The organism is Parasynechococcus sp. (assembly GCF_042954325.1).
Taxonomy (GTDB): Bacteria; Cyanobacteriota; Cyanobacteriia; order PCC-6307; family Cyanobiaceae; genus Parasynechococcus.
This window is the reverse complement of record NZ_JBGKDS010000029.1, coordinates 19,107-42,660: the sequence shown is the minus strand read 5'-3', so window position 1 is coordinate 42,660 and position 23,554 is coordinate 19,107. Positions and strand designations below refer to the sequence as shown.

At 62.2% G+C, this 23,554-nt stretch carries 25 protein-coding genes, 1 tRNA gene and 1 pseudogene; 16 read left to right on the top strand and 11 right to left on the bottom strand.

Translation table 11 applies throughout. From position 1 onward, the window contains the following. Positions 1 to 138: pseudogene (locus ACGVKB_RS04900) on the bottom strand (photosystem II D2 protein (photosystem q(a) protein)); the annotation flags it as partial. Between the two features lie 164 nt (positions 139 to 302). Between ACGVKB_RS04900 and ACGVKB_RS04895 the strand changes: the two are divergent. The 4 genes from ACGVKB_RS04895 to ACGVKB_RS04880 all read left to right on the top strand — a co-directional run bounded on the left by ACGVKB_RS04895 (position 303) and on the right by ACGVKB_RS04880 (position 2,392). Next, positions 303 to 566 (top strand): hypothetical protein, encoded by a 264-nt coding sequence (locus tag ACGVKB_RS04895; protein ID WP_392350154.1) that lies wholly within the window; start codon positions 303 to 305, stop codon positions 564 to 566. Further along, positions 508 to 1,245, top strand: a complete 738-nt coding sequence (locus ACGVKB_RS04890) for an ABC transporter ATP-binding protein (protein WP_392350153.1) — start codon at positions 508 to 510, stop codon at positions 1,243 to 1,245. The genes ACGVKB_RS04895 and ACGVKB_RS04890 overlap by 59 nt, the downstream gene beginning before the upstream one ends. 16 nt (positions 1,246 to 1,261) lie before the next feature. Next, positions 1,262 to 1,333, top strand: a tRNA-Asn gene (locus tag ACGVKB_RS04885). A gap of 282 nt (positions 1,334 to 1,615) precedes the next feature. After that, the gene (locus ACGVKB_RS04880) at positions 1,616 to 2,392 is read left to right on the top strand and encodes a response regulator transcription factor (RefSeq protein ID WP_392350152.1); all 777 of its coding nucleotides are present in this window, start codon (positions 1,616 to 1,618) and stop codon (positions 2,390 to 2,392) included. Between the two features lie 18 nt (positions 2,393 to 2,410). Here ACGVKB_RS04880 and ACGVKB_RS04875 read toward each other — a convergent pair whose 3' ends face one another. From ACGVKB_RS04875 to ACGVKB_RS04865, 3 genes are read right to left on the bottom strand one after another with little or no spacing between them, the layout of a single operon-like run. Next, a complete protein-coding gene (locus tag ACGVKB_RS04875; protein WP_392350151.1) occupies positions 2,411 to 3,367 on the bottom strand; it encodes a DNA polymerase III subunit delta' in 957 nt (318 codons plus the stop codon). Beyond that, positions 3,367 to 3,999, bottom strand: coding sequence for a dTMP kinase (tmk, locus tag ACGVKB_RS04870; RefSeq protein ID WP_392350150.1), 633 nt, complete (start codon positions 3,997 to 3,999; stop codon positions 3,367 to 3,369). The genes ACGVKB_RS04875 and tmk overlap by 1 nt, the downstream gene beginning before the upstream one ends. Further along, positions 3,996 to 6,320, bottom strand: coding sequence for a heavy metal translocating P-type ATPase (locus tag ACGVKB_RS04865; protein ID WP_392350149.1), 2,325 nt, complete (start codon positions 6,318 to 6,320; stop codon positions 3,996 to 3,998). Before ACGVKB_RS04865 ends, tmk begins: the two co-directional genes overlap by 4 nt. A gap of 125 nt (positions 6,321 to 6,445) precedes the next feature. Between ACGVKB_RS04865 and ACGVKB_RS04860 the strand changes: the two genes are divergently transcribed. Continuing rightward, complete coding sequence (locus ACGVKB_RS04860) at positions 6,446 to 6,916, top strand: photosystem I assembly protein Ycf3 (RefSeq protein WP_392350160.1); 471 nt, start codon at positions 6,446 to 6,448, stop codon at positions 6,914 to 6,916. On the opposite strand, the gene radA is transcribed toward ACGVKB_RS04860, so the two are convergent. Further along, complete coding sequence (gene radA / locus ACGVKB_RS04855; protein WP_392350148.1) at positions 6,913 to 8,295, bottom strand: DNA repair protein RadA; 1,383 nt, start codon at positions 8,293 to 8,295, stop codon at positions 6,913 to 6,915. The two genes, ACGVKB_RS04860 and radA, sit on opposite strands and share 4 nt — an antisense overlap. Positions 8,296 to 8,384: 89 nt before the next feature. On the opposite strand from radA, the gene rpaB reads away from it, so the two are divergent. The 5 genes from rpaB to ACGVKB_RS04830 are packed head-to-tail and all read left to right on the top strand — an operon-like array spanning position 8,385 to position 13,036. Then, on the top strand, positions 8,385 to 9,131 hold the full coding sequence (rpaB, locus tag ACGVKB_RS04850) for a response regulator transcription factor RpaB (RefSeq protein ID WP_392350147.1): 747 nt from the start codon (positions 8,385 to 8,387) through the stop codon (positions 9,129 to 9,131). Then, a complete protein-coding gene (gene plsX / locus ACGVKB_RS04845; RefSeq protein ID WP_392350146.1) occupies positions 9,112 to 10,398 on the top strand; it encodes a phosphate acyltransferase PlsX in 1,287 nt (428 codons plus the stop codon). The genes rpaB and plsX overlap by 20 nt, the downstream gene beginning before the upstream one ends. A gap of 27 nt (positions 10,399 to 10,425) precedes the next feature. Next, entirely contained in the window at positions 10,426 to 11,445 is a 1,020-nt protein-coding gene (locus ACGVKB_RS04840) for a beta-ketoacyl-ACP synthase III (protein WP_392350145.1), read from the top strand. A 29-nt stretch (positions 11,446 to 11,474) separates the two neighbouring features. Beyond that, complete coding sequence (gene fabD / locus ACGVKB_RS04835) at positions 11,475 to 12,377, top strand: ACP S-malonyltransferase (protein ID WP_392350144.1); 903 nt, start codon at positions 11,475 to 11,477, stop codon at positions 12,375 to 12,377. A 26-nt stretch (positions 12,378 to 12,403) separates the two neighbouring features. Further along, complete coding sequence (locus ACGVKB_RS04830; RefSeq protein WP_392350143.1) at positions 12,404 to 13,036, top strand: lysophospholipid acyltransferase family protein; 633 nt, start codon at positions 12,404 to 12,406, stop codon at positions 13,034 to 13,036. On the opposite strand, the gene ACGVKB_RS04825 is transcribed toward ACGVKB_RS04830, so the two are convergent. Genes ACGVKB_RS04825 through ACGVKB_RS04815 form a run of 3 tightly spaced genes read right to left on the bottom strand, consistent with a single transcriptional unit; the run spans position 12,999 to position 14,436 of the window. Beyond that, positions 12,999 to 13,574 (bottom strand): YdcF family protein, encoded by a 576-nt coding sequence (locus ACGVKB_RS04825; protein ID WP_392350142.1) that lies wholly within the window; start codon positions 13,572 to 13,574, stop codon positions 12,999 to 13,001. The genes ACGVKB_RS04830 and ACGVKB_RS04825 overlap by 38 nt on opposite strands. Beyond that, the gene (gene tsaB, locus ACGVKB_RS04820; protein WP_392350141.1) at positions 13,574 to 14,188 is read right to left on the bottom strand and encodes a tRNA (adenosine(37)-N6)-threonylcarbamoyltransferase complex dimerization subunit type 1 TsaB; all 615 of its coding nucleotides are present in this window, start codon (positions 14,186 to 14,188) and stop codon (positions 13,574 to 13,576) included. The genes ACGVKB_RS04825 and tsaB overlap by 1 nt, the downstream gene beginning before the upstream one ends. Next, positions 14,185 to 14,436, bottom strand: a complete 252-nt coding sequence (locus ACGVKB_RS04815) for a Ycf34 family protein (RefSeq protein ID WP_392350140.1) — start codon at positions 14,434 to 14,436, stop codon at positions 14,185 to 14,187. Before ACGVKB_RS04815 ends, tsaB begins: the two co-directional genes overlap by 4 nt. On the opposite strand from ACGVKB_RS04815, the gene ACGVKB_RS04810 reads away from it, so the two are divergent. Both ACGVKB_RS04810 and ACGVKB_RS04805 read left to right on the top strand, forming a co-directional pair. Next, the gene (locus ACGVKB_RS04810) at positions 14,429 to 15,664 is read left to right on the top strand and encodes a CCA tRNA nucleotidyltransferase (protein WP_392350139.1); all 1,236 of its coding nucleotides are present in this window, start codon (positions 14,429 to 14,431) and stop codon (positions 15,662 to 15,664) included. The two genes, ACGVKB_RS04815 and ACGVKB_RS04810, sit on opposite strands and share 8 nt — an antisense overlap. A gap of 57 nt (positions 15,665 to 15,721) precedes the next feature. Further along, positions 15,722 to 16,156 (top strand): RNA recognition motif domain-containing protein, encoded by a 435-nt coding sequence (locus ACGVKB_RS04805; protein WP_392350138.1) that lies wholly within the window; start codon positions 15,722 to 15,724, stop codon positions 16,154 to 16,156. A gap of 79 nt (positions 16,157 to 16,235) precedes the next feature. Here the strand turns inward: ACGVKB_RS04805 and ACGVKB_RS04800 are convergent, their stop codons facing one another. After that, complete coding sequence (locus tag ACGVKB_RS04800) at positions 16,236 to 17,144, bottom strand: phytoene synthase (protein ID WP_392350137.1); 909 nt, start codon at positions 17,142 to 17,144, stop codon at positions 16,236 to 16,238. Between the two features lie 3 nt (positions 17,145 to 17,147). Beyond that, a complete protein-coding gene (gene pds, locus ACGVKB_RS04795) occupies positions 17,148 to 18,566 on the bottom strand; it encodes a 15-cis-phytoene desaturase (RefSeq protein ID WP_392350136.1) in 1,419 nt (472 codons plus the stop codon). 103 nt (positions 18,567 to 18,669) lie between these two features. On the opposite strand from pds, the gene ACGVKB_RS04790 reads away from it, so the two are divergent. Both ACGVKB_RS04790 and ACGVKB_RS04785 read left to right on the top strand, forming a co-directional pair. Continuing rightward, positions 18,670 to 19,017, top strand: coding sequence for an NAD(P)H-quinone oxidoreductase subunit M (locus ACGVKB_RS04790; protein WP_392350135.1), 348 nt, complete (start codon positions 18,670 to 18,672; stop codon positions 19,015 to 19,017). Next, the gene (locus ACGVKB_RS04785) at positions 19,014 to 19,652 is read left to right on the top strand and encodes a DUF3172 domain-containing protein (RefSeq protein WP_392350134.1); all 639 of its coding nucleotides are present in this window, start codon (positions 19,014 to 19,016) and stop codon (positions 19,650 to 19,652) included. The genes ACGVKB_RS04790 and ACGVKB_RS04785 overlap by 4 nt, the downstream gene beginning before the upstream one ends. Here the strand turns inward: ACGVKB_RS04785 and ACGVKB_RS04780 are convergent. Continuing rightward, the gene (locus ACGVKB_RS04780; RefSeq protein ID WP_392350133.1) at positions 19,643 to 20,635 is read right to left on the bottom strand and encodes a LysR family transcriptional regulator; all 993 of its coding nucleotides are present in this window, start codon (positions 20,633 to 20,635) and stop codon (positions 19,643 to 19,645) included. The two genes, ACGVKB_RS04785 and ACGVKB_RS04780, sit on opposite strands and share 10 nt — an antisense overlap. 82 nt (positions 20,636 to 20,717) lie before the next feature. Between ACGVKB_RS04780 and ACGVKB_RS04775 the strand changes: the two genes are divergently transcribed. Together ACGVKB_RS04775 and ACGVKB_RS04770 are read left to right on the top strand one after the other, a co-directional pair. Then, positions 20,718 to 21,464: an NnrU family protein gene (locus tag ACGVKB_RS04775; RefSeq protein WP_392350132.1), complete on the top strand. Its 747-nt coding sequence runs from the start codon at positions 20,718 to 20,720 to the stop codon at positions 21,462 to 21,464. A 35-nt stretch (positions 21,465 to 21,499) separates the two neighbouring features. Continuing rightward, positions 21,500 to 23,509, top strand: a complete 2,010-nt coding sequence (locus tag ACGVKB_RS04770; RefSeq protein WP_392350131.1) for an NAD(P)H-quinone oxidoreductase subunit 5 — start codon at positions 21,500 to 21,502, stop codon at positions 23,507 to 23,509. Positions 23,510 to 23,554 lie beyond the last annotated feature (45 nt).

Sequence of the window (23,554 nt, the reverse complement as noted above, 5' to 3'; positions counted from 1 at the left end):
GCCACCGATGGCCAGATAGGCCGTTGGAAGGAGAAGGATGCCGGACCAGCCGACAAAAACGAAGCGGTCGCGCTTGAGCCAGTCATCGAGGACGTCGAACCATCCCCGCTGAGGCGCGCGTCCTACAGCGATCGTCATGAGAAAAGCGCTTCATGAAGCGTTACAACCGGAGCTTAGGGGGTGAAAGCGGCTGTGGGGCGGCTGTCCGCACCTGCCGACGCACGATGAGTAGAAATGCGCACCCGTGAACATCGGCGGGAGCGCTTTCTTCGCGAAGATGTCGATCCGACGAGAAACTTTCCGTGTACGTCATCGAATTGGCTCTGCGCATGAGCCCTGTCCCGATCTCGGTGCAGCGCAAGGAGCAAGCAGATGCGGAGTCGCTCTACCAGCAGATTCGTCAGGCCCTGGAGCAAGGTCAGCCCCGCATGCTGGAACTGACCTGCGAAAAAATGGAAGACAAGAAGGTGACGATGCTGATCAGTGAAGTTCTCGCCGTTCAGCTTTATGAGAAGACTGCGGGAGCAGGTGGAAGCAAGCGCCCGGGCTTCTCATTTGATTCCTGAGACCGCCGACGCGTCGGCGCTCCTCGACCGGGTCAGCTTCCGCTGGCCCAACGGTCAACTGGCACTCGACTCCTGCTCACTGCGCATCCCCAGGCCGGGGCTGTGGATGCTGGTGGGCAGCAATGGCAGCGGCAAGAGCACCCTGTTTCGCCTGCTGGCGGGACTTCTGGAACCTGATTCCGGCCAGGTCTCGACCACGCATCGGGCGGCACTGGTGTTTCAAAACCCCGACCACCAGCTTTTGCTGCCCAGCTGCGGCAGTGACCTCCTGCTCAGCATGCGTCCTGGCCAGGGCATCAGCGAACGACAAGAACGCATCGATGGCTTGCTGAGCCAGCTGGGACTGGCGGGGATGAACTCGCGACCCATCCACACCCTCAGTGGAGGGCAAAAGCAACGCCTCGCCATCGCCGGCGCACTCGCCAGCGATGCCGATCTGTTGTTACTGGATGAGCCCACGGCCCTGCTGGACCCCACCAGCCAGAACACTGTGCTCAAAGCGGTGGAGCATCTCTGCCGCCATCGCCGGACACCGCTCACCGCTCTGTGGATCACCCATCGCCTTGAGGAGCTCGACTATGCGGATGGTGCGGCACGGATGCGCAACGGTCGGATCGAACCTTGGCGAAGCCGTGAACAGGTGCAGCAACTCTTGCGAGACGGAAGGCTCGACCTGTAAGCTCTTCGGGTCCCATTCCTCGGTAGCTCAGCGGTAGAGCGGTCGACTGTTAATCGATTGGTCGCAGGTTCGAATCCCGCCCGGGGAGTTTCAAGCAAAAGGTCACAGCACTCGCTGTGGCCTTTTTTATTGACAACCAGAGAATTTCATGACGTCCAGTTGCTCGAAGCGGAAGACTTCCTGAACAGATTCAAACGCGCAGCCCGCTGTCGCGTCGCGAGAACGCTTGCAACGCAGGACGTCTGAGCCAAATATCCAACAGCAGAAGAAAAAGGAAAATCTGCAGAGACTCGAAAAGCTTGAGAGAATCAGCGCAGCGTTGTTCACAACAAGCCGCGCTTACCCCACAAGCTGTACCACCGCTGAAGCGATGAAGCCCTGCATCCTGCTGATCGAAGACGACCGGGACATGCGCGACCTGGTCAGTGGCCATCTCGAGCACAGCGGCTTCGATGTGCAACGCGCCGAAGACGGCATCAAAGGCCAAGCATTGGCATTGCAATACACCCCAGATCTGATCCTTCTCGATCTGATGCTGCCGAAGGTCGATGGTTTGACCCTCTGCCAGCGCCTGCGCCGTGATGACCGCACCGCCGGCATTCCGATTCTGATGCTGACCGCCCTTGGTGGCACCAAGGACAAGGTGAGCGGATTCAACTCCGGTGCGGACGATTACCTCACCAAACCGTTTGACCTCGAGGAGCTTCAGGCCAGGGTCAAGGCCCTCCTCCGTCGCAGCGACCGTGCCCCGGTCGGCACCAGCAACCACCACGAAATCCTCAGCTACGGACCGCTAACCCTGGTTCCCGAACGCTTCGAGGCCATCTGGTTCGACAGCCCTGTTCGCCTCACCCATCTCGAATTCGAACTGCTGCATTGCCTGCTGCAACGCCACGGTCAGACCGTCGCCCCGTCTCTGATCCTCAAAGAGGTCTGGGGCTATGAGCCCGATGACGACATCGAGACGATCAGAGTCCATGTTCGCCACCTGAGAACAAAGCTGGAGCCTGATCCCCGCAAACCCCGTTTCATCAAGACCGTCTACGGAGCGGGCTATTGCCTGGAACTCCCCACCGGTGGCCAGCTCGACGGTCTTCAGGACGTCGTGTCGATGGCTCGAGAGGAGCGCAACCGGGCCAGTGCCTGATCGCACTTGATTCGGGGCTCAGTTCACCAGGTCTAAGAGGGCCACTTCCCAGGCCAACCGGGGCTGAACAAATCCCAACAGGTGTCGCCGCAGGGTCTCGAGCCGTCGCAATGAGGTGGCACCGTTCCCACGGCGCCAGAGCATGTGCTGCCACCAATCCAGCAGCCAGAGTTGCTGCTCACCATCAAGCGCTTCCGTCAGATCGCGCGCCAAGGCCAAAGCATCCCGCGCAGAGCCCGGCCGCTCAGTCAGGCGCGCCAGCAGCTCCGACGGCAACTCCTGCAACTGCTGACGATGGGCCATCAGCGCACCGGGTGAACCGGAGGCCATCGCCAGCAGCTCCTCGGAATCCTCGGCTGTGGCATCGCATCGGGTCAGCACGCTTTGCAGGTCTGCAGCATCCAACCGCAGAAAACGAATCAACTGACAGCGGGACCGAATCGTGCTGAGCAGCTGCTCCGGGGCAGCGGACAACAAAATCAGCATGCCCTGGCCTGGTTCCTCCAAGGTTTTCAGCAGGGCATTGGCCGCCGCTTCCGGCATCGCATCGGCCGCTTCAATCACGACCATGCCCCGTGGCGCCTCCACCGGTTGCCGTCCCAGAAAACGACTGACCGCTCGGATCTGCTCAAGCCGCAACTGCGGGGGCGTACGGCGGCTGATCCCGGCCTCATCGGCCTCGGCACGGGTCAACAGTCGCCCCTGGTGCTGAAAGGTGGGCTCAACCCAAAGCAAATCGGGGTGATTCCCCGCCTCCAAGCGCCGACGTTGCCGATCTGAAGCGGCGCCATCGCTCAACACGCCTTCCAAAAAACGGCGGGCAGCCAGCCGTCGCCCCACACCGTCCGGGCCAGCGAACAGATAGGCCGGAGCCAGTCTCTGCGTGCGGAGCGCTGCCTCCAAGAGGTTCACAGCCAGGGGTTGGCCGATCAAATCAGCGAACAGCGGCAACGGTGCCTGTGCATCAGCGACCATCACGTCAGCGTCATCGTCAAGGCCTGCTGCAAGGCCAACGTCACGGCCTCAGGCGGTTGGTTCGCCTCCACAACGCACCAGCGGCGCTCGGTAGCAACGGCAGCAAAGCCCTCCGCGACCCGGCGCAGGAACGCACGACCTTCGGCCTCGATTCGATCATCACGTTCACCCCGACGGCGTTCGATGCTCTGCTCAGCGGACAGCCGCAACCAGAGGGTGAGATCCGGCACCAAGCCAGCGGTGGCGATCTCCTCGAGCTGATGGATCAAGGCCAAATCAAGTCCTCGGCCATACCCCTGATAGGCCAGGGTCGATCCACTGAAACGGTCGCTCAGCACCCAATCCCCACGCTCCAACGCCGGCCGGATCGTGGTCGCAAGATGCTGCGCCCGATCAGCGGCATAGAGCAACAGTTCCGCCGTTGGGACCGGGGCCTGATCCCCCTGGGCATGCAGCAGGAGCTCGCGAAGCGCCTGACCGAACTCGGTACCACCGGGCTCACGGGTGCAGATCAAGCCGGCCCCCTCAGGCATCAGACCACTGGTGGGTAGCCAGGCCGCCAGGGCCGAGCGCTGGGTGGTCTTGCCACAGCCATCCAGCCCATCCAAAACAATCAGACGTCCTCGCTTCATGCCACCCGCAACGCCAGGGCGTTCACCACCACCGTGATCGAACTCAGGGCCATCAACAGGGCCGCCAGCGGAGGCGAAAGCAACACACCCTGCCCTGGGAGCAAGGCCCCAGCGGCGATCGGCAACACAATCAGGTTGTAGCCAAAGGCCCAGAACAGGTTCTGCCGAACCTTCGCCATCGTGCGGCGGGCGAGCATCAAGGCCTCCGGAAGATTTTCCAGCCGATCACCGAGCAGAACCAGGTCGGCGGTGTCCTGGGCGATTTGCGTGCCGGTGCCGACGGCGACCCCGAGATCCGCCGCGGCCAAAGCGGGCGCATCATTGATTCCATCCCCGACCATCGCCACTAGACCATCGCGGCGCAACTGCTCTAACCGCGCCTGTTTGTCCTCTGGGAGCATCTGAAAGCCAAGCTGATCCGGGGAAAACTTCAGGCGTTGGCCCAGATGTTCCACCGCAGGGCGCCGGTCGCCACTGAAGATGCTCAGATTCAGCCGATCCGCCCGCAAGCGGTCGAGCGCCGTCGCGGCATCGGGACGGAGGCTGTCCTCGATCAACACGACACCGAGAACGGCATCGCCTTCGGCGACCGCCACCCAGGTGGCACCGCTCGCACGCGCCTGGTCCAAATCAAAACGATCCTCTGACCAAGGCAACCCCTCCGCCTGAAGCCACTCCGGACGACCAACCCGAATCGTGGTCGCCAAGCCATCCAAGGCACCGACCAGGCCTGAGCCGGACACCGTCCGCACCGTTGATGGGTTCAACAACGCCAGATCACGCCGCTGGGCCTCCTGCAGCAGGGCATGGGCCAGGGGATGACGACTGTTCTGTTCAAGGCTGGCCGCCAGACGCAACAGATGATCCGCATCGCCCTCACACAACACCTGCGTCACCAGAGGGCGACCAAGGGTGAGCGTTCCCGTCTTGTCGAAGACCACCTGATCCAGGTTGGCCGCCGTCTCGATCGCATCACCACCGCGGAACAACCAGCCGCGTTTGGCGGCCAAGCCAGTGCCGACGGTGATCACCGTGGGCGTGGCCAGTCCCAGGGCACAGGGACAAGCCACCACCAGCACCGCGATCGACAGCTGCAGCGCTAAGCCCATCGGCGTGGCCGCACCGCTGCCAAGGCCAGCGTGATGGGCATGGCCCATCGCCGCATGGTCCATTGATGCCATCGCCGCTGACGGGACATGCAACACCTGTGGCCAGAGCTCGGTTCCGATCAACCACCAGAACAGAAACGTGGCCGTTGCCAGAGCGACGACGCCGTAGCAGAAACGACCGGCCACCCGGTCCGCCAGACCCTGAATCGGGGCCCGCCGAGCCTGCGCTTGCTCCACCAGGCGAATGATTCTGGCCAGCGCCGTGTCCGCTCCGACCCGCCGCACCTCCAGCTCCAAGGTGCCTTCCAGGTTGAGGCTTCCCGACGATAGTTCGGTGCCGGGAACCGCCTCCAGGGGCAACGGTTCACCGGTGAGGCTGGAGACATCCACCGCGGACGCCCCCAGCCGGACCACACCATCCACAGGAATCCGGTCACCGGCCAGCAGCTGCACCACTTCTCCCGGGCGCAACGCACCGACACGGACCTCACGAATTTCGCCATCGGGAAGGATCAGGCGTGCCTGATCGGGCTGCAACCGGGCCAACTGCTCAAGGGCCTGTCCCGTTCGAAACCGCGCTCGTTCCTCCAGGAACCGTCCGAGCAGCACGAAACCCAGCAGCATGACGGGCTCATTGAAAAAACAGGGCCAACCGACCTGGGGCCAGATCAACGCCACAACGCTGGCGAGATAGGCACTGGTCACCCCCAGACCCACCAAGGTGTCCATGCTGGGAGCACCCACCCGTGCCGACTTGAACCCGTTGCTGAGAATCGGGCGTCCGGGGCCCGCGAGGGCAATGGTGGCCAGGGCGGCATGGAAGCCCAGGGTCCCCAGGTAAGGAAGCGAGAGCTTCCCCATCTCGCTGAGATGTCCGAGCACGGACAGCACCAGCAACACCAGCGCCACCATCAGCTGACGCCAGCGCCGCCACCAGCCAATCGCCTGCTGTGACTGCGCGAGGCGACCGTTGGCGCTGGCTTCCAAAGCCCGTTCCTCGGCGGGGAAGCCCCGGTCGGCAAGCGCTGAGAGCACCTGCTGAACATCGGCTTCCCCAGCCGCCAGATCCAACCAGGCGGACCGTGTCACCAGGTTCACATCAGCCCGTTGAACCCCCGGTTGCTCCAGCAGGGTGCGTTCCACTGCCTTGACGCAGCCACCGCATTTCATCCCTTCCACGTCGAGCACGACGGTCTGGCGGGTTGAACTCACAGGCCTGTCTGCACTCCGATCAGGCTAAGTCGGTTGTGGTTGCCGTCAGGATGGGGGCCTTCCGCCGGCCAGCCGTGCCCCGCAGCAACCGCAACGACAACTTCATCGATAAAAGTTTCACGGTGATGGCGGATCTGATCGTGAAGCTGCTTCCGATCAATGCCCGCTCGAAGGAGGCCTATGTGTATTACCGCGATGGTCTTTCAGCCCAAAACGACGGTGACTACGCGGAAGCCCTCGAGAACTACGAAGAAGCGCTGAAACTCGAAGACAACCCCACCGATCGCGGGGAAACCTTGAAGAACATGGCGATCATCTACATGTCGAACGGCGAGGAAGACCGGGCGATCGAGACCTACCAGCAGGCCCTCGAGGAAAACCCCAAGCAGCCGTCCTGCCTCAAGAACATGGGCCTGATCTACGAGAAACGCGGCCGCATCGCTGAGGAGGATGGCCGCCAAGATGAAGCCGATCTCTGGCTCGACAAAGCCGCCGATGTCTGGACCCAGGCGGTGCGGCTCAACCCCGGTGGCTACCTGGATATCGAGAACTGGTTGAAATCCTCCGGCCGCAGCAACGTCGACGTCTACTTCTAAACCCCGTCACCCAGAGCCAGCACCAGCGCTTCGCTCACGTTGGCGGCCTCCAGCAAGGCCAGATCAAGGCCAGCGGCCAGGGAGCCCAGGCCACTGCCATGGGGAACCACAGCCCGCCTGAAGCCCAGGCGGGCTGCTTCCTGCAGCCTTAATTCCAGCTGACCGACAGGGCGCAGCTGGCCGCCCAGACCGAGTTCACCGATCAGCACCGTGCCCGCGGGCAAGGTCAGATCACGAAAACTGGCGACAACGGCTGCCGCCACCCCGAGGTCGGCCGCCGGCTCCTCCACCTCCAGGCCACCGGCCACCGCGAGATAGCAATCAAAGCGGGACAGGGGCAGCCCCATGTGCTTTTCCAGCACCGCGAGAATCTGATGCAGCCGATTGGTGCCGATGCCGGTTGCTGTCCGGCGCGGACTGGCATAGCTCGTGGCATTCACCAGCGCCTGAAGATCAACCACCAACGACCGAGTGCCCTCACAGGCCACGATCGTGGCCACGCCCGACGCGCGGGCCTCACTGAGGAACAACTCACTGGGGTTGCCCACCTCCGCCAGCCCCTGGGCCTGCATGTCGAACAGACCGAGCTCATGGGTGGCACCGAAGCGATTTTTGACCGCACGCAACAGGCGATGACTGGCAAAGCGATCGCCCTCAAACGTGAGCACGGCATCCACCAGATGTTCCAGCACCTTGGGCCCGGCCAGCATTCCCTCCTTGGTCACATGGCCCACCAGCAACAGCGCCGTGGTCTGACGTTTGGCCAGACGCTGCAGTGCTGCGGCGCACTCCCGAACCTGCCCGACGGAACCGGGCGCACTGGTGAGATCACCGTCATGCAGAGCCTGAATGCTGTCGATAATCGCCACATCGGGGCGCAGGGCCTCTAGCTCCTGGAGCACGAGGTCGAGATCGGTCTCGGCGAGTAATTGCAGATCTTCGGCGCCGGCTCGCAACCGCTGCCAACGCATCTTCACCTGTTGAGCTGATTCCTCGGCGCTCACGTACAGCACCGAACACCCCCGGGCCATCGCCGATGCGCTCTGCAGGAGCAAGGTGCTCTTGCCGATGCCTGGATCACCACCCACCAGCACCATCGAGCCCGGCACCAACCCGCCGCCGAGAACCCGATCAAATTCAGAGGAACCGGTGGGCAAACGCTGGACTGGTTGGTCGTCCAAGCTCGCCATCGACGTGGACCGACGGGGGGATGGAGCGGTCTCCGGATCCGCACCCGTGCGCCGTCGTCGACCATCGGAACGGGGTTGAGCTTGCTCAACGAGGGAGTTCCAACTTCCGCACTCCGGACACCGTCCAAAGAACTGTCGAGCCTTGGCCCCACAGACCTGGCAAACAAAAACGGCGGTGGATTTCGGCACTGCGAACTATGAAGAAAGTTGCCTTTGGATGAACAAAAGGGGGTGGCAGCCCCTTATTTGTGTCCCATGTCTCTAGAGCCTGAGGCTTCATGACGGCCACGGCCCCACCCAAAGAAACCATTCTCGTGGTCGATGACGAGGCCTCCATCCGCAGGATCCTCGAAACCCGCCTGTCGATGATCGGCTACAACGTTGTCACCGCTTGCGATGGCACCGAGGCGCTGGAGCTGTTCCAGAACTGCATGCCGGATCTGGTGGTTCTCGACGTGATGATGCCGAAGTTGGACGGCTATGGCGTCTGCCAAGAACTGCGCAAGGAATCGGACGTTCCGATCGTGATGCTGACCGCCCTCGGCGATGTGGCCGACCGGATCACCGGCCTCGAGCTCGGAGCCGATGACTATGTGGTCAAACCCTTCAGCCCGAAGGAACTCGAAGCACGCATCCGTTGCGTGCTGCGTCGGGTTGAGAAGGAGCAAGTCGCCGGAATCCCCAATTCCGGCGTCATCCAGGTGTCCGACCTCCGGATCGACACCAACAAACGCCAGGTCTTCCGCGGCGATGAGCGCATCCGACTCACCGGCATGGAATTCAGCCTGCTGGAACTCCTGGTGAGCCGCTCCGGTGAACCGTTTAACCGCGGCGAGATCCTCAAGGAGGTTTGGGGTTACACCCCCGAGCGACATGTGGATACCCGCGTCGTGGATGTTCATATCTCCCGTCTTCGCTCCAAACTGGAAGACGACCCCGCCAACCCCGAGCTGATCCTCACGGCTCGTGGCACCGGTTACCTGTTCCAGCGCATCGTCGACTCCGTTGCCTCCGAAGGATCCTGATTCCTCCCCGGCCATTGGGCCATGGAGCAAAACCAACCGACCCCGGGCGATTCGTCGCCTGGTGATTTGGTATCGGCGTAATGCTGCCGTCACCACCCTGGTCGACAGCGCCACCAATTCGGCCACGGTGGCCGGATCGATGGCGGGCAACGTGGCCAGCAGTGTGCTGCAGCCCCTGGTGTTCGACCCCCTGCGTCGCCTGCAGGGCAACACCGAACCGGATGAAATCCGCGAATCCGATCGCCTGTGGGTCGCGGTCGACGGCATGGGCGGCGACCATGCTCCCGGTCCGATCCTGGAGGGATGCCTCCAGGCGATCAACCGTCTGCCACTGAAGATTCGCTTCGTCGGTGAACCAGACCGGGTGAAGTCTGCGGCGACGGAGATGGGTCTCTGCGAAGCGTTGGACGACGCCGTCGCGGCCGGCCATCTCGATCTCGTCACCAGTGGCCCCTCCATCACCATGGACGAGGAGGCCACGGCCGTGCGTCGCAAGCGCGATGCCAGCATCAACGTGGCGATGGATCTGATCAAAACGGGGCAAGCCCTCGCCGTGTATTCAGCTGGAAATTCCGGCGCCGTGATGGCCTCGGCGATCTTCCGATTGGGCCGCCTCAAGGGCATCGACCGCCCGGCCATCGGTGCCCTGTTTCCGACCAAGGACCCCAGCCAGCCGGTCCTGGTGCTCGATGTCGGCGCCAACATGGACTGCAAACCGACGTATCTGCATCAGTTCGCCCTGCTCGGCAACATCTACAGCCGCGATGTTCTGCAGGTCGCTCAACCGCGCGTCGGGCTGCTCAACATCGGCGAAGAGGAGTGCAAAGGCAATGATCTGGCCCTGCGCACCCATGCTCTGTTGAGCGAAGAGAAGCGCCTGCATTTCGCGGGGAACTGCGAAGGCCGTGATGTGCTGTCCGGTGAGTTCGATGTGGTCGTCTGCGATGGCTTCACCGGCAACGTTCTGCTCAAATTCCTCGAATCCGTGGGCAGCGTGCTGCTTGGCGTGCTTCGCGCCGAACTCCCCCGCGGCCGCCGCGGCAAGGTCGGCTCTGCCTTCCTGCGCAGCAACCTCAAGCGGATCAAAAAGCGCCTGGACCACGCTGAGCATGGTGGAGCCCTGTTGCTCGGCGTCAACGGCATCTGCGTCATTGGCCACGGAAGCAGCAAGGCCCTCTCAGTGGTGAGCGCCCTGCGGATCGCCCACTCCGCAGCAAGCCATGGTGTGATGGACGATCTTGCAGCTCTGCAGGCCAACTGTGATTGACTGACGCCACTTCTGGCGTTTTCTCTCTTGGCCGAGCAGCTCCCGAGGACGGCCGGCGTGCTGCTGCGGGGTTGCGGCAGCGCCACACCCTCCCGGTCCATCAGCAACGACGAGCTGAGCCAACGGGTTGAGACCAGTGACAGCTGGATTCAAAGCCGAACGGGGATCGCGGCCCGGCGGGTCGTGGGTCCGGACGAATCGCTCGCTGCCTTAAGTGCGGAGGCCTCCCGTCAGGCATTGGCCATGGCGGGCTGGTCCGCCGAGAGTCTCGATCTGATTCTTCTCGCCACATCCACCCCAGACGATCTGTTCGGGTCCGCCCCTCGCCTGCAGGCCGCCCTTGGGGCCAACCAAGCTGCAGCCTTCGATCTCACCGCAGCTTGCAGTGGCTTTCTGTTCTCGGTGGTCACCGCTGCCCAGTATTTGCGTACGGGGGCGATGCGCCGGGTCCTGGTGGTTGGCGCCGATCAACTCAGCCGCTGGGTTGATTGGGATGACCGCCGCTCCTGTGTGTTGTTTGGCGATGGCGCCGGTGCACTCGTGCTCGAAGCCTGCGACGACGGCCGCGATGACCTCGAAGGGTTTGTGCTCCGCTCCGACGGGAGCCGTGGCGGCGTCCTGCAGCTTCCGCAACGGGAGGAGCACCAAGCATTGATCGATGGAGCCAGCCATCAGATCGGCGGATTTCAAACGATCCAGATGAACGGCCAGGAGGTCTACAAATTCGCTGTTCGCGAAGTGCCGGCGATCTTGCAAACCCTGCTCAGCAAGACCGGGACCGAGCCCGAACAGCTCGATTGGCTGCTGCTCCACCAGGCCAACCAACGCATCCTTGATGCGGTCGCTGATCGCTTCAAGATTCCGCAGGCCAAGGTGCTCAGCAACCTGGCCTCCTATGGCAACACCTCGGCAGCCACCATTCCCCTGATGTTGGATGAGGCCGTCCGCGACGGACGGATCCAAGCTGGGCACCGCCTGGCCAGCAGTGGCTTCGGAGCTGGGCTCAGTTGGGGGGCGGCGCTGTTGCGCTGGAGCGGACCCGCGTAATCTCCGGAAATTGTCTGCGCAGCAAACCGATGGCGATCGCCTGGGTTTTTCCCGGTCAGGGATCTCAGAAAGTGGGAATGGCCGATCAGGTGATGACGCTTTCGGGCGCCAACGATCGCTTTTCCCTGGCGTCCGACCTGCTCGGCCGTGATCTGCTGGCGATCTGTCGTGGCGAGGGATCTGACCAAAGCGACGATCCGCTGCAAAACCTCAACGACACGCGCAACACCCAACCGGCCTTGTTCGTGGTGGAGTCGTTGTTGGTGGACAACCTGTTGAAACAGGGGAGGGAAGCCTCCCTCGTTGCCGGCCACAGCCTGGGCGAGCTCGTGGCGCTCTATGCCGCCGGGGTCTTCGACATGGAAACCGGTCTACGGCTGATGAAAACCCGGTCAGAGCTGATGGCAGCCGCTGGCAGCGGAGCGATGACCGCCGTGATCGGCTTCGATCGCGATCAACTCGAGGAGCTGGTCGCCAACACCGATGGCGTCAGCATTGCCAACGACAACAGCGACGCCCAGGTGGTGTTGTCCGGCCAGCCAGCAGCGGTCGAGGCCGTCAGCAGCGCACTGACGTGCAAGCGCGCCATTCCACTGGCGGTGTCCGGAGCGTTCCACTCTCCATTCATGGGCGAAGCCGCCGATCAATTCGCTGAGACCCTCAACGACACCAGCTTCCGTGATGCCCGCATCCCCGTGTTGAGCAACAGTGAACCCATCGCCACCGTGAAGGCGGATGTGCTCAAGGAGCGTCTCCGGGCCCAGATGACCACCGGGGTGCGCTGGCGCGAAACGATGGCAGCCCTCACCAAAAACCACATCGATACCCTCGTTGAGATCGGCCCCGGCAATGTGCTCAGTGGTCTGGCGAAGCGCTCCATGACCGACATCACCACAGCCCAGATCTCCGGTGCCGGTGACCTCGGCCTGTGAGCAGTCCTTCCGATCCAGGGGCACTCGTGGCGCCGAAACCGAGCCTGACCTATCGACTGGTCAGCAACCTGCTGGTGTTTCCCCTGTTCCGTGGTCTCTTCCGCGGATCGACCCGAGGCAATGAGCATGTCCCGATGGAGGGTCCTCTGGTGGTTGTCGCCAACCATGGCTCCCACCTGGATCCACCCCTGCTCGGCCATGCCTTAGGGCGACCCGTGGCCTTCATGGCCAAGGCCGAACTGTTCGAGATTCCCGTGCTTGGGCACATCATCAGAGCCTGTGGCGCCTACCCCGTGCGTCGTGGAGCCAGTGATCGGGAAGCCATTCGCACCGCCACGGCCCGACTGAATGAAGGCTGGGCCACCGGCGTGTTCATCGATGGCACCCGCCAGGCCGATGGACGGGTGAATGCCCCCCTGCCCGGCGCCGCCTTGCTGGCCGCCCGCAGCGGTGCCCCTCTGCTGCCAGTGGCGATCGTCAACAGCCATCGCGCTCTCGGCAGCGGTCAGAGCTGGCCACGGCTGGTCCCGATTCAACTGCGCATCGGTGAACCGATCCCAGCCCCAACCGGTCGGCGGCGGGCCGAACTCGATGCCACCACCGCTGAACTGCAGCGCCGGATCAATGCTCTGCTGGAGCAGGGGATGCAGCATCCCTGAGATCACGACCGGTCAGCACCCAGGTCACAGCCCTCAGCCAATCGCCGGCCTGCTTGAGCCAGCCTTCCTCGCGGCAGGAGGGCGCACAGGCAACGGGCACTCCGGTGAGATGAATCCCACGGCTTCCCGCTACCACCTGACCAACAGCCATTGACCGGGCCAGATGATCCTCACTGGTGACCAGCAACACGTGTCGAACCTCGCGACTGGCGAGTTCATCGATCAGTGAGGTGAAATTGCCAAGGGTGTCGCGGGCTCGGTAATCGAGGGTCACCTGATCCGGCTGGAGATCCTCCGTCTCGAGCAACCAGGTGGCGTACTCCACATTGCTGCCGCCACTCACCACCAGGGGCAGCTCGAGTTGTTTCGCGAGCCGTGCGCCCATGCGTTCGCGATCCACATCCCCGCCGAGCACGAACACCAGATCGGGGGCACTGCGATCGAGCAGAGCACGGCGATAGGGAGCCAAGGGCCCATCAGCCAGCAGCCAAATCAAGAGGCCACCGCTCAACACCACGCCAGCACGGAGTCCGGCCATCAGACAGGGCCGACCGGGGAGGTGGGATACAACGGCAGAACGCTCTGCCAAGGCATCGGTTCTCCGGCTGCGTGCATGGTCTTGAGCAGCGTGAGCAACCGCTCGACATCAGGGGCCACATCATCGCTTGCATCCAGTGACGGAGCGACCGTCTGCCCCGATGGGAGCAGGTGCGGGGCCTGCAGCTCGACCACCGAGCCATCCGTGAGCTGGTACTGACCGGCGACCGTTCCCCGACGGGGCAACTCGCGGCAAATCCAAAATGGCTCCAGCTGTTGTGCAGCAGGCAGACACGGCTGCAGACGACAGGCCATCAGCGCGTAGCTGCTGACACCCAACAGGGGGCAGCTCAGCTGCTGGGCCAGGGTGCGTGCCAAGACCACCGACAGTCGCGTCCCGGTGAAACCGCCGGGCCCGGTGGCGACGGCCAAACCGGCCAGATCCCGCCAACGCTCCCGCGGCAGCACGGACTCAACGCGTGTGATCAACGTGTTGGACAGGCCGCGTCCATCGGCAAAGGTGGCGACCTCAAGGCGGCTGTGGCCCTCGCTGACCGCCACGCCGAAGCTCTCCGAACAGCTGTGCAGGGCCAGAAGGAGTGGAGAGTCAGTCATGTCGGCAGCTGCTGGCCCGGTCGAAGGCGCTGCCAGCGACCGGGATCCGCATCGAAGCTCTGGCAGGCGCGGACATCCCATTCAACGCCCACACCACGATCGGCCAAGTCCATCACCGAGACGTGAATTCTTGGTGACCGCGGTTCAAAGTCCGGATGCTCACAGAGATGGGCAACACCGTGCTGCCGTTCGACCGCGTGATAGGCCTGGCAGCGGTCGACCCAGCGGCAATCCACACAGATGCACATGCCTCCCGATGCCGCATCAGACGCCATTCTGAAGCGCGAAAGCGACGCTGAGCGGCTTTGGTCGCGCTTACGACCGGAAGATTGGCCTCTCCCACTGGACCAACTCCCGCCAGGAACAGCCCTTGTGGGCGGTGCCGTACGGGATGGCCTCCTGGATCGGCTGTCCTCTGCGCCGGACCTTGATCTGGTGGTTCCAGGGGATGCCCTGGGTCTCACACGCCACCTGGCCAAGAAACTGAAGGGCACCTGTGTCGTCCTGGATGAAGCGCGGGACATGGCTCGGCTCGTCCTGGGGGACTGGACGGTGGACCTGGCGCGACGGGACGGAGTCGATCTGGATGCTGATCTGCAACGGCGCGACTACCGGCTCAACGCCATCGCCCTACCCCTCCGACCACGTGGAGCCCTGGTGGACCCAACCGATGGCCTCGGGGACCTGCATCAGCGGCATCTCCGCGCAATTGCGGAGCAGAACCTCGTCGATGACCCGCTGCGGCTGCTGCGCGGCCTGCGGCTGATGGCAGAGCACAACCTCAGCATCGATCCGCAGACCGCCACCTGGATCGCACGTCATCGCCACAGGCTGCCGACGGTCGCACCGGAACGCATCCTGTCGGAACTGCAGCGACTGGTAAGCGGCAGCTGGGCCGCGTCCGTGATCCAGCAGCTCCAAGAGCTGGATCTGATGGCCCCCTGGCAGTCATCAGATCCCATGGCATCAGCGCTGCCAGAGCCGACAGCCTGCGCTGAGTTCAGCGCAACAGAACGCCACTTGGCCTGGCCCCTGCTGCGGCTGACCCACCTGATCAGCAGCGACGGCATGGCACAGCTGCGGAGCAGTCGTCGCCTGCGGCAGCGCACAGAGCAGCTGCGCCATTGGCTGGGGCTCTGCCAGGGCGCCGTGGAGCACCTCAATGAACGGGAACGGTTGCAACTCCATCGTGACCTGGAGGCCGATCTGCCGGCGCTGGTCCTCACGCTCCCGAGCTCCCTGCATCGGACCTGGCTGGAGCGTTGGCGCAACCCAGACGATCGCCTGTTTCATCCCCGGCCTCCCCTGAATGGACGCACCCTGCAGGAGCAACTCCACGTGGCTCCAGGACCCGCCCTCGGCGCGCTGATTGATCACCTGCGCCTGGAATACGCCTTCGGGCGCATTGAGGACTCGAGCCATGCCTTAGCGGCAGCACGTCATTGGCTTAGTGAAAACGAAGCATGCTGTGATTAACTCTTGTTGTGTCAACGATGACGGTCCGACACCGACAGATCGCATTTTCTTTCCTTCATGAGCATCCGCCTGTACATCGGAAACCTGCCTCAAGCATTCGACAATCAGGAGCTGGATGGCCTGCTCAAGAGTGTGGGAGAGGGAATCCGTTTTAAAGCTGTCCTGGACCGTGAAACCGGTAGTTGCCGCGGCTTCGGCTTCGCCAATGTTGACGATTCGAAAGTCGCTGATGCTGTCATCGAACAGCTGAATGGAAAAGACTTCGGCGGCAGCACCCTGCGCGTCGAGCGTTCCGAGCGCCGTGAAAACACCGGCGGCAACAGGCGTGGTGCTCCCCCTGCCATGGGTGCTGGCCAGCCTCAGGTGGCGCGCAAAGCCGTGAACAAAGTTGTGCACAGTGATGCACCTGGCGAAGGCGCACCCGATCCCCGCTGGGCCGGTGAGCTCTCCAAACTCAAGGATCTTCTCGGCAACCAGACCACCGCAGTCTGAACATTTGTTGCCTCAGACATCACAAAACCGCTGGATTTCTCCAGCGGTTTTTTTATGAGCTCTCGACAGAATCAGAGCATCAACGTGACTGCGCCAACACAAATGAACGGGGTAGATCCAACAGTTTGTTGACCTTGCCGACGTAGGCACGTCGGTTGAACACGTCGTAATCAATCCGCTCAATGGCATCGAGGATGCCCCGATAAAGGCGCAGGGAGGTCCACACCGGCCAACGGGCGTCACCGGAGAGCCAACGCACCCCTGCCTCAGAGCGTGCGAACCAATCCCGAGCCCGCTCCAGCTGAAAGGCCATCAAGGCGTACCAGGCCTCGTTCAGACGACCGGCCATCAGATCATCTTCGGAGTAGCCGAAGCGCTGGAGATCTTCGAGAGGCAGATAAATACGACCACGACCTCGGTCCTCACCAACGTCACGGAGGATGTTGGTCAACTGGTTGGCAATCCCCAGCGCAACAGCCGCATCAGACGTGTCCGGGCTGTCGCTCCATGGTGCGGTTGTGTAGGCCTCATCGACACCCATGACCCCCTGGGTCATCAACCCCACCGTGCCGGCCACCCGATAGCAATAGAGCTTGAGATCCTCAAAGCGGGGATAACGGGTCCAGGTGAGGTCCATGCGCTGCCCCTCAATCATGTCCAGATAGGGCTGGATGTCTTGGGGGAACCGCTCCAAGGTGTCCACCATCACAGCGTCCAGGTCATCGACCACATGCCCCTTGAACAGGGAGCGCGTCTTGTCTTCCCAGCGGTCAAGTCGATCGGCGAGCTCATGGACGGGACGCGCCTGAGCTTCCGGGCTATCCATCAGCTCATCGGTGCGTCGGCACCAGACGTAGATCGCCCAGATCGCGCGCCGCTTTTCCATCGGCAACAGGAGGGTGCCGAGGTAAAAGGTCTTGGCCCACTCGGCGGTTTCCCGACGACAGGCCTCAAAGGCTGTGTCGAGATCCAGAGCTGCGAGGGGCATGGCTTAGGCCGTCACCGGCTCGCTGACAGTGGTTGATGATGCCAGCTGATCGCGCTTGCGGTCCACAGCCCCCGCACAGAGCTTGCCGCTGAGCACAGCACCTTCCATCGACGCGAGGTAGCGCTGCATCGTGTAATCACCGGCCAGGAAGAAGTTCTTGATCGGTGTGGTCTGGTCCGGGCGAAGTTGTTGGCAGCCTGGTGTTGTTTTGTAGACCGACAGGGGCGTCTTGACGACCTTGGACTTGAGCAGAGTGGCGGGATTGTCGCCACCGAAATGCATCGGAAAGAGTTTGTTCAACTCACCCATGGTGGCCTCAATGATCTCCTCGTCTGGACGACCAATCCAGTCCTTCGCTGGTGCAAAGACAAGCTCCAGCATGGATTTATCGGGGTCTTCGTATTCCTTGCAGGTGATGCTCATGTCGGCATAGACGCTGAGCAGGGGAGAACGGCTGAACAACAGGTGATCGATGTCGGTGAGCTTGCGATCGAACCAAAGGTGGATGTTGATCACAGGAACACCGCGCAGGCCATCGAGCTTGCTGAACACCTCCATCTGCCTCCAGGGCTCCGGGAGCAGCAATTTGAATGGATCCACCGGTAAGGCGCTGACATAGGCATCGGCCGTGAGATCAAAACTGTCCTTGCCCTTCACACCACCGATGTGGAAGGCGGCCACGGAACCATCGGGATTGAGCTTGATTTCACGCAGCGGACAGTCGAGATGCACCTCACCGCCGAGGGACTCAATGTGCTCCACCACAGGCTGACAGAGACGCTCCGGTGGCGCCCCATCGAGGAAAGCCATCTGCGAGCCGTTCTTCTCCTGAAGGAAGCGGTTCAGAGACGTGAGCACCACCGTTGCCGAGATCTCATCGGGATCGATGAAGTTCAGCGCCTTGCTCATCGCAATGAACACTTCGTCGTTGACCCGCTCAGGAATGTTGTGGATCTGGAGCCACTCGGTCCATGAATATTTGTCGCACTCTTCGACATAGCCCTGCCCGCGGAGCATGGCGGGGACCAAACCGAGACCGAAGGCAATCTTCTCCGGCCAGGTGAGCATGTCGTTGTTGCCGAGGATGGCCGCGACACCATTGACAGGAGCAGGCAGGTCAGGGAAGTCAAAGCGGCTGTAGGTGCCGGGCTCTTCCGGCTGGTTAAAGATCATCGAGTGGCTTTTCCACTGCAGCCGGTCCTCGATGTTCAGCTCCTTGAACAGCTGAAGCATGTTCGGGTAAGCCCCGAAGAAGATATGAAGTCCGGTCTCGTACCAGTCGCCGTCCTCGTCTTTCCAGGCTGCGACCTTGCCACCCAGCACATCACGGGCTTCGACCACGATCGGGGTATGGCCTGCATCCGCCAGATATTTGGCACAGGACAGACCCGCAAGACCGGCTCCGGCGATAGCAACGCGCATGCGGCTGGCTCAACAATGAAACCAACCTTAAAAGGCACGGTTCCTGATCGGCCGTGATCCGCGCCAACGGCTTCCTAAAATCACCGCACGTCCCCCGTGCGTCATGGCTGAGACCCTGCTGAAGTGCACCACCCGCCATGTGCGCCTGTTCACCGCCCGCGTCGAGAACGACGATCTGGTGATTTCCGACGATGAGCTCACCATGGATCTCGATCCTGACAACGAGTTCATCTGGTCTGATGCCTCGGTTGCCAAAGTCCAAGCCCGCTTCAAACAGCTGGTGGATGGGGCCAGTGGCGGCGAACTCAGCGATTACACCCTGCGCAGAATCGGCACCGATCTCGAGGGATACATCCGCCAGCTTCTTCAGGCGGGTGAACTGAGTTACAACCCCGATGGGAGGGTTCAGAACTTCTCCATGGGCTTACCCAGAACACCCGAATTGCTGTGACCCGTTCTCGCTACGACCGCGCTGACCGCTACGACCAACCCGACCGGTCGTCGCGACGGGATCGCGATCGTGGTGGATATGAGCGCCGCAACTATGGACAAGGCGGTCGTTATGAACCGCCTGGTCAACCCCCCGGAGGCGGTGGCGGCTTCAACGTCAGCACCCTGACCATCGCCGTCCTCGCCGGTGTTCTGGTGGTGGGCATCGGCATCGGCAGTGCCGTCACCAGCACCACCCAAGGGGATCAAGGCAACATCGCCAGCTCGCAGCAGCTTGATATGGCAGTTCCCGATCCGGAGTTCTGCCAGCAGTGGGGAGCCAGCGCCTTTGTGATGGACATTGAGATGTACACCACGCTGAAACCATCCAGCAGCTTTGTGACCCAGCCCACGCTGCAACCGGGCTGTGTGATCCGACGTGAGAATTGGTCCGTGCTGCGCAAAGAAGGCGCCATCACCGCCGAACAAGAGCGGGAGTGCAAGCAACGGATGAACACCTTTGCCTACATCGGCTCGGTGCGCGACAAGCCCGTCGTGCGCTGTGTTTATCAGACCGACATCAGCCAGAACCGCTTCCTGACCAAGGGCGTGGCGGCCGAAGAAGCCATCGGCAACACCGAAGCGGATCAGTTCTGAGCCGTGATGGCCTCCGCATCACGTTCCACCTGTGCGGGAGCTGAACGGCGAATCGGACTATCAGCACTGGCGAACACCGGGAGGACGTCCTCCCGGAACGCAGCCGAGGCACGGGAGCAATACCGAGCTGGGTGGGTGATCAGCTTGAGCTGACGGCGCACCTGAAGATCGGCCACCTGGGGGCGGTGGATCGTGCCCGCAGCAAGCTCACGCTCAATCGACACGACGGGAACGAAGGCGGCGCCCAATCCAGCCTGCACTGCATTTTTAATCGCCTCAAGGGAGTTCAGCTCCATTTCGATCCGCAAGCGCTGAACATCCAATCCAGAGCGGGCCAGGAGTTGGTCGACCATCTTTCGCGTCGTCGACTGAGCATCCAGGCACACGAAGCCCAGGCGGTAAAGGTCTTCCTTCGTCAGCTCAACCAGACGCGCCAACGGGTGCTTGGTCGGCAGCACGAGGGCGAGTTCATCGTTGGCGTATGGAACCACTTGAAGCAGTTCATTGAGTTCCGGTGGCAACTCGCCGCCGATGATCGCCAGATCCACCTGGCCGTTGGCCACGCTCCAGCCGGTTCGACGCGTGCTGTGCACCTGAAGCTGCACCGCCACATCCGGATACTTTTGACGAAACAGCCCGATCATCCGGGGCATCAGGTAAGTCCCCGTGGTCTGGCTGGCACCCACGATCAACGAGCCGCCCTTGAGGTTGTGGAGATCATCCAGCGCACGGCAAGCCTCATGGCATTGGCTCAGGATCCGATCGCAGTAACTGAGCAGCAGATGACCCGCTTCGGTTAATTGCGCTTTTCGACCACCTCGATCAAACAGCGACACCTCCAGCTGTTTCTCGAGGTTCTGAATTTGCAGGCTCACCGCCGGCTGGGTCACGTAGAGGCTATCCGCCGCTTTCTTGAAGCTTCCCTCGCTCACGATGGCGCGCAAGATGCGCAGCTGATCGAGGGTGAACGGCAGTTCGGCCAACGAGAGGCCCCTCACTGAAGTGAGGAAAATCTAGAACCGCTTCAGCGGCCCGCCAGAATCACGCCCGCCCGAGGCTTCCACGATGCCGACCGCAGATTTCTTTGAGCTGCATCACAGCAGTGTGGTGATGTTCATCCTGTTGGTGCTCTTCGCACTGATTCACAGCGGTGGAGCCGCCTTGCGCAGCCGAGCCGAAGCCGTCATCGGTGCTCGGGCATGGCGATTGATCTTCGCCACCGCCAGCATTCCCTCGGCGGTCATCGTGATCGGCTGGTTCCTCGCCCATCGCTACGACGGGGTGCGGCTTTGGAATGTCCAGGGAGTTCCTGGCGTGATTCCCCTGATCTGGATCGGGACAGCCATCAGTTTTCTATTTCTATATCCAGCCACCTACAACCTTCTCGAGATTCCTGCGGTGCTGAAGCCTCAGGTGCGGTTGTATGCCACAGGAATCATTCGCATCAGTCGTCATCCCCAGGCCGTGGGGCAGATCCTGTGGTGCCTAACCCACGCCCTCTGGATCGGCAGCAGTTTCATGGTCGTGACCTGCATCGGCCTGATCGGCCATCACCTCTTTGCCGTTTGGCATGGGGATCAGCGTCTGCAGGCCCGTTTCGGTGAAGCCTTTAACGAACTGCGAGACAGCACCTCGGTGATTCCCTTCCGTGCCGTGTTCGACGGTCGTCAGACCTTGGTCTGGTCTGAGTTTCTGCGACCGGCCCAACTCGGAATCGCCATTGCGGTCGGGGTGTTCTGGTGGGCACACCGCTTCATCGGAACAGCGGCGAGTTTGATGCGCAACTCCGCACTCGAAAACCTGCTGGGCTGAGCTGCCTAAACTCAGTTCCAATCTGTTGCAAGCGGATGCCCTCGGCCGCAGAACTCGCCTGGTTGATTCCGGTCTTACCCCTGATTGGGGCCTTGATCACCGGCCTTGGTCTGATCAGCTTCAACCGCACGATCAATCGACTACGCAAGCCGGTCGCCCTGTTGCTCATCAGCTGTGTCGGCGCCGCAGCCGTTCTCAGCTACACCATCCTGGCCGAGCAACTCGGCGGTGCCCCGCCCGTTGAGCATCTCTTCGTCTGGGCCAGCGCGGGCAGTTTCACCCTGCCGATGGGCTACGTGGTGGACCCTCTTGGTGCCGTGATGCTGTCGCTGGTGACCACCGTTGCCCTGCTGGTGATGGTGTATTCCCACGGCTACATGGCCCACGACAAGGGCTATGTGCGTTTTTTCACCTATCTGGCCCTGTTCAGTAGTTCCATGCTCGGGCTGATCATCAGCCCGAACCTGCTCGAGATCTACGTGTTCTGGGAACTGGTGGGGATGTGCTCCTACCTGCTCGTGGGGTTCTGGTACGACCGCGATGGTGCGGCCCATGCCGCCCAGAAGGCTTTTGTGGTCAACCGGGTCGGTGACTTCGGCCTGCTCCTCGGCATCCTTGGCCTGTTCTGGGCCACCGGCAGCTTCGATTTCCAGGGCATTGCCGATGGGCTGCAACAGGGCCTGGCCAGCGGCAGCGTCGCCCCCTGGGCTGCGCTGCTGCTCTGTCTGCTGGTGTTCATGGGACCGATGGCTAAATCAGCCCAGTTCCCTCTCCACGTCTGGCTGCCGGACGCCATGGAGGGACCAACCCCGATTTCGGCGCTGATTCATGCCGCCACGATGGTGGCCGCGGGTGTCTTCCTCGTTGCACGCCTCGACCCGCTCTACAGCCAATTCCCGGTGGTTCAAACCGTGATTGCCGTGGTCGGCACGATCACCTGCTTCCTCGGAGCCTCAATCGCCCTCACCCAGATGGACCTCAAGAAGGGTCTGGCGTACAGCACCGTGTCCCAACTGGGCTACATGATGCTGGCCATGGGCTGCGGGGCGCCGGTCGCTGGCATCTTTCACCTGGTGACCCATGCCTTCTTCAAGGCCATGCTCTTCCTGGGCTCCGGATCAGTGATCCACGCCATGGAAGAGGTGGTTGGCCATGAGCCTGTGCTGGCACAGGACATGCGCTTGATGGGTGGCTTACGCAAGAAAATGCCCGTCACAGCGATCACCTTTTTCATCGGTTGCATCGCGATCAGCGGCATCCCCCCGTTGGCAGGCTTTTGGAGCAAAGATGAAATTCTTGGCCAGGCCTTTAACAGCTACCCACTGCTCTGGGCCGTTGGTTTCCTGACCGCCGGCATGACGGCGTTCTACATGTTCCGCCTCTATTTCCTCACCTTTGAAGGGGAGTTCCGAGGTAACGACTCGGCGATGCAAGCCGAGCTGCTGACGGCCGCCGGCAAGGACCCCGCCGAGCACCATGCCCATGGGGGAAGCGTGCACGAATCCGCCTGGCCGATGGCCGCCCCCCTGGCGGTGCTGGCGGTTCCTTCGGTGCTGGTGGGCCTGCTGGGCACACCCTGGAACAGCCGCTTTGCGGGATTGTTGAATCCAGAGGAAGCCGCCGAAATGGCCGAGCATTTCAGCTGGGGCGAATTCCTGCCTCTGGCCGGGGCATCGGTCGCGATTTCCACCGCAGGGATCACCTTGGCGGTGCTCGCCTACGCCCTGCGTCGCATCAACCTTGGTGAGGCCGTGGCCGCCAAACTCCCAGCCGTCAACGCCTTCCTGGCCAACAAGTGGTATCTGGATGTGCTGAATGAAAAATTGTTCGTTCGCGGCAGCCGCAAACTGGCTCGGGAAGTTCTGGAAGTCGACGCCAAAGTTGTCGATGGCGTGGTGAACCTCACCGGACTGCTGACCCTGGGCAGTGGCGAAGGGCTGAAGTATCTGGAAACCGGACGAGCCCAGTTCTATGCCCTGATCGTCTTCGCGGGGGTGATTGCCCTGGTGGCACTCTTCGGTGTGATCGGAGGACCGATCAACTGATCCACGCTTCACGTCATGTGTGTCATCGCCTATCGAGGTGATGAC

Excerpts from the sequence above, each read along its gene's own strand:
- ACGVKB_RS04890 (WP_392350153.1), top strand. The coding sequence starts at position 508 with ATGAGAAGACTGCGGGAGCAGGTGGAAGCAAGCGCCCGGGCTTCTCAT.
- ACGVKB_RS04880 (WP_392350152.1), top strand. The coding sequence starts at position 1,616 with ATGAAGCCCTGCATCCTGCTGATCGAAGACGACCGGGACATGCGCGAC.
- ACGVKB_RS04875 (WP_392350151.1), bottom strand. The coding sequence starts at position 3,367 with ATGGTCGCTGATGCACAGGCACCGTTGCCGCTGTTCGCTGATTTGATC.
- tmk (WP_392350150.1), bottom strand. The coding sequence starts at position 3,999 with ATGAAGCGAGGACGTCTGATTGTTTTGGATGGGCTGGATGGCTGTGGC.
- ACGVKB_RS04860 (WP_392350160.1), top strand. The coding sequence starts at position 6,446 with ATGGCGGATCTGATCGTGAAGCTGCTTCCGATCAATGCCCGCTCGAAG.
- rpaB (WP_392350147.1), top strand. The coding sequence starts at position 8,385 with ATGACGGCCACGGCCCCACCCAAAGAAACCATTCTCGTGGTCGATGAC.
- fabD (WP_392350144.1), top strand. The coding sequence starts at position 11,475 with ATGGCGATCGCCTGGGTTTTTCCCGGTCAGGGATCTCAGAAAGTGGGA.
- ACGVKB_RS04825 (WP_392350142.1), bottom strand. The coding sequence starts at position 13,574 with ATGGCCGGACTCCGTGCTGGCGTGGTGTTGAGCGGTGGCCTCTTGATT.
- tsaB (WP_392350141.1), bottom strand. The coding sequence starts at position 14,188 with ATGACTGACTCTCCACTCCTTCTGGCCCTGCACAGCTGTTCGGAGAGC.
- ACGVKB_RS04810 (WP_392350139.1), top strand. The coding sequence starts at position 14,429 with ATGCACATGCCTCCCGATGCCGCATCAGACGCCATTCTGAAGCGCGAA.
- ACGVKB_RS04815 (WP_392350140.1), bottom strand. The coding sequence starts at position 14,436 with ATGTGCATCTGTGTGGATTGCCGCTGGGTCGACCGCTGCCAGGCCTAT.
- ACGVKB_RS04805 (WP_392350138.1), top strand. The coding sequence starts at position 15,722 with ATGAGCATCCGCCTGTACATCGGAAACCTGCCTCAAGCATTCGACAAT.
- ACGVKB_RS04800 (WP_392350137.1), bottom strand. The coding sequence starts at position 17,144 with ATGCCCCTCGCAGCTCTGGATCTCGACACAGCCTTTGAGGCCTGTCGT.
- pds (WP_392350136.1), bottom strand. The coding sequence starts at position 18,566 with ATGCGCGTTGCTATCGCCGGAGCCGGTCTTGCGGGTCTGTCCTGTGCC.
- ACGVKB_RS04790 (WP_392350135.1), top strand. The coding sequence starts at position 18,670 with ATGGCTGAGACCCTGCTGAAGTGCACCACCCGCCATGTGCGCCTGTTC.
- ACGVKB_RS04775 (WP_392350132.1), top strand. The coding sequence starts at position 20,718 with ATGCCGACCGCAGATTTCTTTGAGCTGCATCACAGCAGTGTGGTGATG.
- ACGVKB_RS04770 (WP_392350131.1), top strand. The coding sequence starts at position 21,500 with ATGCCCTCGGCCGCAGAACTCGCCTGGTTGATTCCGGTCTTACCCCTG.